General features: G+C 45.5%; 4 protein-coding genes. 2 read left to right on the top strand and 2 right to left on the bottom strand.

From position 1 onward, the window contains the following. Positions 1-471: hypothetical protein (locus HMPREF3178_RS07710; RefSeq protein WP_070585103.1), on the bottom strand; the 471-nt coding region annotated here is incomplete at its 3' end. 389 nt (positions 472-860) lie between these two features. Between HMPREF3178_RS07710 and HMPREF3178_RS31245 the strand changes: the two genes are divergently transcribed. Then, entirely contained in the window at positions 861-1,028 is a 168-nt protein-coding gene (locus HMPREF3178_RS31245; protein WP_004117900.1) for a hypothetical protein, read from the top strand. A 29-nt stretch (positions 1,029-1,057) separates the two neighbouring features. Next, positions 1,058-1,300, top strand: a complete 243-nt coding sequence (locus HMPREF3178_RS07705) for a hypothetical protein (RefSeq protein WP_004117898.1) — start codon at positions 1,058-1,060, stop codon at positions 1,298-1,300. Positions 1,301-1,678: 378 nt separating this feature from the next. Here the strand turns inward: HMPREF3178_RS07705 and HMPREF3178_RS07700 are convergent, their stop codons facing one another. Next, on the bottom strand, positions 1,679-1,837 hold the full coding sequence (locus HMPREF3178_RS07700) for a type I toxin-antitoxin system Hok/Gef family toxin (protein WP_004117894.1): 159 nt from the start codon (positions 1,835-1,837) through the stop codon (positions 1,679-1,681). Between the last annotated feature and the right edge of the window lie 41 nt (positions 1,838-1,878).

Raw genomic sequence — 1,878 nt, 5'->3', positions numbered from 1 at the left:
AAAAGCTGTCCGGAGATGGCGGGTCAAGATCACAGCGGTATACTCTACCTGACCAGTTACGTATACGAGGAAGGGGTACTGCCGTTCCCTATGACGGACAATAAATCGTTCGCGTTTTGCCATAGCCTCTTTCTGGTAATAACGCAGCGGCTGAACCGACCATGGCACGATTTGCTTCCACCAGTCTGGGGCTAAACGCATCGCCAGTTGCTCAACGTGTGTAACCATCTCATATACCGCAGGGCTCGTTATGGCGCCACAATCCCTTAGCTGAACCACGCACTGAGCAGCTGAGTCCTGACTCACCCCCAGCATGCTATCCATCATCTCTTCATCTACCTCGATACCGTTCCGCAGAAGTCCTTCAAACGTCATTAGAGTGCCTTCATGTTTAGCCAGGTCCACCAGCGTATTCACGATATGGGTAAAAAGAATGTCGCTGTGAGTGGCTGGTGTTTTTTGAGTTTTCATTCGTGAACCCCTGTTTAACAAAAATATTGGCAAGGTATGAGTGAATATTCCATTCATGCACACCAGGATACCAATTAAATAACGGCCATCAACCCCTTATTCTCACCGGAAGCTATTTACAGCTTACGGGAGATGCATACCAAAGCGGTTATAAATTCCTTAGTCATTTCTAGCATTCAGAATCATCCAGAGTTTTTGTGAGTTAACATGCATCATATCGGAATATTAAAGACGACAGAAAAATAAGGATTAATTATTTTCCTGATTGTGTTTTATGAAATTAATTATCGAACAAATGAACGTATTGACGTCCACTCTATATTTACTATTATTTGCATGTACCGTATTTCTCCATTCCTACCGGCATTTCTTTGATAAAAGGTCAAGATATGAAGCGTTCAGATCAGTTTGAGAACTCTGTTATTGATAATGATTACATAGCCGAGCCGGAAAGCATCAAAGCTTGGTTAAGAGAGTTTAAGGACTTGCCACCAGCTCCCCCTGAACTGATAGAAGCGCTTAACAACATGTCAGGTAACGGTACTACCCAAAACTGATATCACTCATAAGGAAAAGGAGATTCACTATGCCAGTTAAACCGGTTCACCTGGCTTCCTCAACACCCCATACAGGAGCTCAGCGTAAAGAAAAGAGAGATATCGCCAGCAAGCATTTATCTCACTGTATCGCTGTGCTGGAGGAACTGGTAGACACATATGACCCTGATACCGAGGGTCCATTCAGTGCATGCCATCCTCGCACAGGTGCCGCGAGCATGAAGCGACAGCTTGAGAACATCCTCAAGGCGCTGAAAACGGCAAAAGTTTGATATCGATACCACGACAATTGGAAATGCTCCATTGTTTTTGTTTAGCTGTAAAGCTGGCTTTTCAACGAAACTGTCAGACAGTCCAATCCCTCTTGATGAAGAAGGTTTCGCGATATAGAAGGTGTTCCTGAACTGGACTATTTCAGACTGGTGACCAGGTATGACCGGTAATACTCTGTGTTAAACTGGTTTGCGATTCATTTCCTCCCTGTGTAGATAGATGAGTGTCTTTGCCCGCCGATCGTGCGGGCTTTTTTATTTTCCTGTCTACAGGAAAAAGGGGCTACCAGCGCACTGGTAACCCCTTCATAAAGCGCTTCAGGCATGTCCAGACAGTTCAGCCCCTGTATGGCGGAGGTTGCCCTCCGCCGGGGTTGGCTACTTAGCGGATTCGTAGGCCATAAAAGCCGCCACCTCCCTGGTTGTGTCCCTGTACCGGATTTCGCAGAGCGATTTTCTGGTCAGGTAGGTGAATGCCAGTAGTGTGAAACACACTATTAATACACACCATAACAGGTTACTAGGTGGCAGTTTCATAGCCTTTTTCTCCTGTGTAAGTTCACAGAGATATTGCAATT

Source organism: Klebsiella sp. HMSC09D12 (assembly GCF_001808475.1).
Lineage (GTDB): Bacteria > Pseudomonadota > Gammaproteobacteria > Enterobacterales > Enterobacteriaceae > Klebsiella > Klebsiella oxytoca.
This window is presented reverse-complemented; position numbering and strand designations above follow the sequence as displayed.